Here is a 7,418-nt window from a genome sequence, read left to right as displayed (position 1 = left end):
ATCTTGCCGCCCACCATGCGCCACTGTCCGGCGTATGGGGTGTCGGGGGCGCGGTGGAGGAGTAAAAACTCGGGGTTTACGGACGACTCGCGGTACGGATACACGTCGACGACGCGGACGGTGGAGTCGGGCATGGCGGACGGCGGCCGGGTCACCGGTGACGGACCCGTCAACCTAGGCATCGGCGCCGAGAGTGTCGATCCGGAAGAGGCCGTGTGGCCGGGACCGACCATCTGAATGAATGTGCATGTGTGGTCGTTTTCACACGTGGAACCCCGGCAGGCGCCCGTCGATAGGCAAGGTGTCTCTTGACAATCTCCCCTCTTCCCATGCAGGGCCGTCATCCCATCCTGGTCGGGCTTCTGCTCGTGGCGTTTGCCACGGGTGGGGTGATCGGGCCGACCGTGCACCTCGTCCGGCATGGGGAGGCACAGCGGAGTGGTGAGACGGAGCCGTCCTGCCATACGGCGGACGTCCACGCGTCGGACGGACCGCTCTGGACGGACGCGACCGATGGACGGATTGTGCCGGAGTGTGACCTCTGTGCCACCCGCCTTCTGCTGGTGCCACCGGCGCCCATTCCGGCCACGGCCCCACGCGTGATGGGGAAGCCAGCCGTTGAAGTCCGGTCGCACGCTGCGGTCGCCGCCGTGGCATCCGTTTGGTTTATTCGCGGGCCTCCATCTCCCTCTGGGGCCCGCCTCGCGTAGTCCCGTTGCCTCCGGCATCGCTCCGCCCCCTCAACCCCTGTTGGCGAGCCGCGCGTCTGCGTCTCGCCCGTACAGGATCGGCGTCTGTCTGCACAGTAGCAGACTCAGCGCGGCATGGGGCCCTGTGCATGCCTGTCGTCTCCGTGACTGCAGTGGTTGGGCCTCCCTCTCGTCTCCTCATCCCGTCTGTACTGCCGGGATGGCCCTGTTTGCTCCGTTGCACCAGTGTATCCCGTTCTATGTCGACCCGTATTCTGACCGCTTTTTTCGTTCTGACTGCTCTCCTAGTCTCCCCCGCTGAGGCTCAGTCCTCCCGAAGCACCGTGACCGGCACCGTCACGGACGCGGACGGGGCGCCCCTGCCCGGCGCCCAGATCGCCGACGTGGCGTTCCAGCGCGGCACCACCGCCGGGCCCGACGGCCGGTACCGGCTTGAGGGCCTCCCCCCTGGCGACCATACCCTCGAAATCCGATTCGTCGGCTACCAGACGGCCGTCCGAGAGATCACGCTCGACGCCGGCGAAACGGTGACGGTTGACGTGTCGCTCAAGACGCGTGTGCTGGAGACCGAAGGCGTCACTGTGACGGGCACGGCCCGCGCCCGAAGCACCCTCACCACGCCCCAGAGCGTCGACGTGCTGGGCGCCGAGGACCTGGACACCGACCGCAGTGCGGCGCTCGGCGACGTGCTGTCCGAAAATGTGGCGGGCGTGTCGTCGATCCAGACCGGCTCACAGGCGGGCAAGCCGGTCCTGCGGGGCCTCTCCGGCAACCGCATTCGCGTGTTGAAAGACGGCATTGCGCAGGAGTACTACCAGTTTGGCGTGCGTCACTTCCCCACCACCTCCTCGAACGAGGCGGAGCGCATCGAGGTGGTGCGCGGCCCCAGCAGCATCCAGTACGGCTCCGACGCCCTCGGCGGCGCGATCAACGTCCTCACCAAGGACGCGCCCACCGCCGACCTCAATGAGACGCAGGTTGGCGGCACATTCCGCTCCCAGTACTTCACGAACAACAACGAGCGCGCAGTCGGGCTGGACCTGGAGGGCGCTCGGGGAAGCGTCGGCGCCCGCGCCGGGTTCGAGCGTCGTCTTTCCGACAATTATACGGCCCCTGAGGAGAGGACCTTCTTTGAAGCAGAGGATAAGAGCCCTGGTCCATTTAACGACCCGAAGTATACCGGCGAAATTCCGTTCACCAATTTCGAGCAGTGGAACGGGTACGCCCAGGTCGGCACGCAGGGGGACTTCGGGTCTGCCCAGCTCTATGGCGACTACTGGATCAACCGGCACAACTTTCTGCTGCCCACCGGCGGGCCTGGGGCAGAAAACGCGGACGGGCAGGGCCAGAACCTGGAGCACGGCAACCTCGTGGCGAAGGCGAATCTCGTGGCCGACGGGTTCGTCATCCGCCCCCGCCTGAGCCTGCAGACCTCGATTCGGCAGGCCGGAACGGCGGACGGAGACGAAATCCTCGACTTCATCGACGAAAACGGCGGCTTCGACGACTTCGACTACCCGCTGGACCTGAAAACTGACATTTACACCGGCCGCCTGGAGGTGGCCCATCCGAAGATTGGAGCCGTGGGCGGCACGCTTGGGGCCGAGGTGCAGCTTCAGGACGCCAACACCCGCGGCCCGGCCGAGCTCCAACCGACCGCCGACACCTGGAACGTGGGGCTCTTCGCGTTCGAAGAGATTGACCTGGCGCCGTGGACCCTGAACGCGGGCGTCCGGGGCGACTTTCGTACCGTCGACGCGGAACCAAATGAGAACACACGTGCCGCGGACAAGCTGGAGAACGACTACCTCACGCTGTCCGGCGCGCTGGGCGCGAACGTGAAAGTGGCCGACGGCGTGGCCCTCGCGGCCAACCTCAGCAGCGGCTTCCGCGCGCCGAGTATCTTCGAGCTGTACGCCAACGGGGTGCACGGCGGCGTGGCCGCCTTTCAAGTGGGGGATCCGGACCTCGACCCGGAGCGGGCCTACAGCGCCGACGTGTCGGTGCGGGTGCGGCGGGACCGGCTGACCGCCGAGGTGACTGGCTACGCCAACGCCATCAACGACTACATCTTCCTGGAAAACACGGGCAACAGGGGGCCGAATGGGAACCTGCCCGAGTTTGCCGCTAGCCAGACCGATGTCCTTATCCCCGGCCTTGAGGCGAAAGTGGAAACACAGCTGCGGCCGTGGCTGCACGTAGGGGGGCAGTTTACCGTCCTGGGCGGAACCGGCGACGGGCTCGGCAGCGACGGTGGGGATGGCGACCTGCCGCTGCTCCCGGCCAACAACGTGCAGGGTTTCGTCCACCTGACGCCCGACGGGCAGGGGCCGCTCCGCAACCCGCGGATCGAGGTGGACCTGAAACGCGGCTTCGACAAGGACGCGGCCGGCCGGTTCGAGCCGTTTTCTCAGTTCGACGGGGACTTCGGTCCGCCGTTCGGCACGGCGTCCACGAAGGCGTACACGACGGTCGACGCGTCCGCCGAAAGCCGCTTTGCCCTCGGCCTCGGCGCACAGCCGTCCCTCCGGGTGGCGGTGCGGAACGTGTTCGACACCACGTACCGCGACTTCCTGGACACGTACAAAGGCTATGCTTTGTCGCCGGGCCGCGACGTGCGCGTGAGCCTGTCGGTGCCGTTTTAGCCCTCCGCGCACCGATGCCATTCCGACGCAGTCCTGTTCCGATCGTAGACCGGCCGGGCCGGCCCCGTGCGGGCCCGTCGGTCCACACCGGTTCATGAGTCTGCTGTACGTCTCACGCCCAAAGCTTCCCCTTTGCCATGAACGACAAGCTTCCCGTCACGGTCCTGTCCGGCTACCTCGGCGCCGGCAAGACGACGCTTCTCCAGCACATTCTGCACAACGCCGAGGACAAGCGCATCGCCGTCATTGTGAATGACATGGCCGAGGTCAACATCGACGCCTCCCTCGTAGAAGAACAGTCCGACCTCGTGCAGACCGACGAGCGCCTGGTCGAGATGTCGAACGGCTGCATCTGCTGCACAATGCGGGAAGACCTGCTGACCGAGGTCAAGGCGCTGGCCGACGATGGGCGGTTCGACCACCTGGTGATCGAGTCGAGCGGCATCTCGGAGCCGATGCCCGTGGCCGTCACCTTCGACCTGTCCGATGAGTTCGGGCACACCCTGTCCGAGATCGCAAAAATCGACACGATGGTGACAGTCGTCGACGCGGCTCGCTTCACCGAGGACTTCAATTCGACCGACCTGCTTCACGATCGTGGCCAGGAGACCGGGCCGGACGACGATCGAACGCTGGTGGACTTGCTTATCGATCAGATCGAGTTCGCCAATGTCATTTTGATCAACAAGACGGACCTCGTTTCTGCCGAGCAAGTCAACTTCTTGAAAGACGTCCTGCGGACGCTCAATCCGGAGGCAACCCTTCTTCCCACCGAGCATTCGGAGGTGGACCTGGACACGGTTGTCGGGACCGGAGCGTTTGATTTCGAGGCCGCTCAGAACATGCCGGGGTGGGTCAAGGAACTGGACGATGAGCACGTGCCGGAGACCGAGGAATACGGCATTGCCAGCTTTACCTACCGGGCGCGTCGTCCCTTTCATCCGCGCCGGTTCTGGGACGTCTTCCAAGGCTCCTGGCCCGGAGTGGTCCGCGCGAAGGGCTTCTTCTGGCTCGGCACCCGTGACGCCGTCGTGGGCGAACTGTCGCAGGCCGGACGCATGCGGGAGCAGCGCCCCACCGGCTACTGGTGGGCGGCCCTCCCGGAGGCGGAGTGGCCGGACGACCCACAGACACGGGCGCTCATCTTCGACCGCTGGGACGAGGAGTATGGCGACCGCCGGCAAGAACTTGTCTTTATCGGGGTTGATATGGAGGAGGCCACGCTCCGCGCCCGTCTTGACGCGTGTTTAATGACGGACGACGAAGCGCAGGCGTGTCTGGACGACGCGCCGTCGATTTCCGACCCGTTTCCGTCGTGGGACCAAGCACGGGCGTAGGCGGCGCTCGCCCGTGTGTCCTTCAGCGCCCGAAACGTGAACAGCGACGACAACACCGGCAATGCGTTCTTCCTCCTCAACATCGATGCTCCGAGACCAGCGTGCCCGGTGGGCCGTCGGCCTCGGTGGCGGCAGCATGGGCCTCATGACCGTTCTTGGCCTCGCGGTGGGCTTAACGAAGCTGCTTGCGATTGGCTGGACGGCCTTTCTCGTGATGATGGCAGGGGCGGAACTGGGCCGCCGGGCGGAGAGGCAGATCGTCGGGACGCCGGGACAGCGGCTTCGTCGCTTGGCGTGGGCGTATGGGCTGTCGAGCGGGGCCATGGTCACAAGTGCCGCCCTCTTCCTGGTGCCGAATGCTGTGTCGCACGATGTGTCCCTGGGCGGGCTCGGCATCGCGCTCGGGATCGTGGGCGGCTTCGCGGTCCATACGATCCTGCACCGTGAGGAGCCCGGCACGGACGGTTCTGCGGGCCCAGTTGTGTGGGTGCTGTCGATGCATGCGCTGGGGGCGGGGCTCGTCATTGGGGCCGTGTACGCCACAATGCCGGCCCTCGGGGCGCTCCTCGGGCTCGCCATCGTGTCTCACAAAGGCCCGGCCGGATATGCCGCCGCCCGCCGGCTGCAGCGACGGGGCGCCCCGGTCTCGCTCCTGCTCTGGCCGGCCGCGGCCGTCTGCGTCGCCGCGGTCCCCGTGGGACTGATCGACCCGCCGACGAGTGATGCGGTTCATGCTGTCGTGTTCGGGACCGCCACGGGGCTGTTTCTGCACGTGGCCGTCGACTTCCTCCCGCGGTGCGGATGGGGCAGTGAGCTGTACCGCGCGGCCAACCTGCCATCCGCCCCTGAATCGGTCCCCAGGTGTGAGGGGCTCGGGAACGTGCGCCACCACGCTGTGTGGAGCACCCTGGTGGGAAGCGTGCTCGTCGCGGGGTGCTGGGGGCTCCTGTAAATCGAATTCCGCGCTGGCGGCTCGATGGTGAACGTGGCGCGCGGTGATTTGAGGAAGGTGGGATCTCAATAAACATTGCTGCGGGGCTGAGGTTGAACGCCATCCTTCTCGCGCTCCGGAACGCTCGCCCAGTGAGGGGGGAGGAAGCCGTCTTGGCAGCCGCCCCCCCTTGTGACCCTTCTGTGTGTCCGTGACTGTATTCCGCGCTGGACTTCTTGCTGGAGGCGTTGCGCTTGGGCTGGTGGTCCTTGGGCTGGGGGGCGCGTGTCGTCCCTTGGGCCTACTGGGGCCCTCCTCGGCCCCAGAAGACTCGGCGACGGTCCTGTGGGCCGGGGGCGTCACGGACTCCTCCGCCCGCGTGGTGGCCCGCCCCGCGATACCGGAGGGCGAGGTTCGTCTGGCGGTGGACACGACCGGCACCTGGACGAATCCCCGAATCGTCGACGGAACCGCCCCCGCCACCAACCCCGACGTGCGGCACTTTTCCCTCGACGGGCTCGCGCCCCGCACCACGTACCACTACGCGCTTTCCCGCGGGGGGACGGTCGACACCACCGCGCAGGGCCAGTTTCGGACGTTTGGAACGGGGGCCTTCTCGTTTCGGGTCGCCCTGGGGGCCTGTGCGCGGACGGGGTCGCGGCACCCGGTCTTCGACGCGGTCCGGCGCGCCCGCCCCGACCTGTTTTTGCACCTGGGCGACCTCCACTACGAAGACATTGACGTGGCCAATCCAGGGGCCTTTCGCACGGCCTACCGGCAGGTCCATGCCTCGCCTCCCCAGGCGCGCCTCTTCCGGTCGACGGCGCTGGCGTACGTGTGGGACGACCACGACTACGGCCCCAACAATAGTTCGCGCCGGGCGCCGGGGCAGGACGTGGCCCAGCAGGTATACCGCGAGTATGTGCCGCACTACCACCTCGCCCCGGAGACGCGGAGGGAGCCGATCTATCAGGCATTCACGGTCGGGCGGGTGCGGGTTCTGCTCACGGATCTGCGCTCGGCCCGCACCCGCAACGCGGCGCCCGATTCTGTGCAGACAATGATGGGGGCCGCCCAGAAGGCGTGGTTCAAGCGCCAGCTGGCCCAGGCCAAAGACGAGTATCCCGTCATCGCCTGGGGCAGTAGCGTGCCCTGGATTGGGGCGCCGGGGGACTCCAATGACCACTGGGGCGGGTTTGCGGCGGAGCGTCGCGAGCTGGCCACCTACATCGACTCGCTCGGGGTGGCCGACCAGCTGGTCGCGCTCTCCGGCGACGCCCACATGGTGGCGCTCGACGACGGCACGCACAACCAGTACGGGCGAGAGGGCGGCGGGGGCTTCCCGGTCGTGCACGCGGCGTCCTTCGACCGACTCGGATCTGTGAAGGGCGGGCCGTACACCCACGGGCCGTATCCCACCCCCACCCGCCTTCTGGGGCAAAACGATGGGCAGTTCGTCCTGATGGACGTGCAGGACGATGGGGGCGAAGAGGTGTGCGTCACCTGGACCGGCAAGCGGTACGAGGCCGATGCCAACCGGCTCATCACCCTGCTTGAGTGGAGCCGCTGCTTTCCCGCGCCCTGAGAGATGCTGTGTTGCTGTTTTTATTTTTCATTTATCTCTCGGGGTACGCGCGGCCTCGCCGGGCTGCACATCGCCCCTTCAGTCCACCGGCAGCACTCTGACAGCACTTCTTCGCTGGCGCGCAGGGCGCACCACTACAGCCCTCATTCAGGCTACGATTTTCGCGCCGTCACCTCTCGCTCTCGCGATCCGACCCAAAATCAAAGCAGA

Annotated in this window: 5 protein-coding genes; all 5 read left to right on the top strand. The window is 66.7% G+C overall.

Going from position 1 to position 7,418, the window contains the following annotated elements:
- Nucleotides 1-329: 329 nt before the first annotated feature.
- The 5 genes from V5A20_RS12200 to V5A20_RS12180 all read left to right on the top strand — a co-directional run bounded on the left by V5A20_RS12200 (nt 330) and on the right by V5A20_RS12180 (nt 7,208).
- The gene (locus V5A20_RS12200; RefSeq protein WP_332317099.1) at nt 330-710 is read left to right on the top strand and encodes a hypothetical protein; all 381 of its coding nucleotides are present in this window, start codon (nt 330-332) and stop codon (nt 708-710) included.
- A 239-nt stretch (nt 711-949) separates the two neighbouring features.
- Nucleotides 950-3,355 (top strand): TonB-dependent receptor, encoded by a 2,406-nt coding sequence (locus tag V5A20_RS12195; protein WP_332327452.1) that lies wholly within the window; start codon nt 950-952, stop codon nt 3,353-3,355.
- A gap of 137 nt (nt 3,356-3,492) precedes the next feature.
- Complete coding sequence (locus V5A20_RS12190) at nt 3,493-4,692, top strand: GTP-binding protein (protein WP_332327451.1); 1,200 nt, start codon at nt 3,493-3,495, stop codon at nt 4,690-4,692.
- A gap of 85 nt (nt 4,693-4,777) precedes the next feature.
- On the top strand, nt 4,778-5,644 hold the full coding sequence (locus V5A20_RS12185) for a hypothetical protein (RefSeq protein ID WP_332327450.1): 867 nt from the start codon (nt 4,778-4,780) through the stop codon (nt 5,642-5,644).
- 190 nt (nt 5,645-5,834) lie between these two features.
- Complete coding sequence (locus V5A20_RS12180; protein WP_332327449.1) at nt 5,835-7,208, top strand: alkaline phosphatase D family protein; 1,374 nt, start codon at nt 5,835-5,837, stop codon at nt 7,206-7,208.
- Nucleotides 7,209-7,418 lie beyond the last annotated feature (210 nt).

The sequence above is a fragment of the Salinibacter sp. genome (genome assembly GCF_036626415.1).
Classification (GTDB): domain Bacteria; phylum Bacteroidota; class Rhodothermia; order Rhodothermales; family Salinibacteraceae; genus Salinibacter.
The sequence above is the reverse complement of the archived record's forward strand: the minus strand, read 5'-3'. Positions and strand labels throughout refer to the sequence as shown.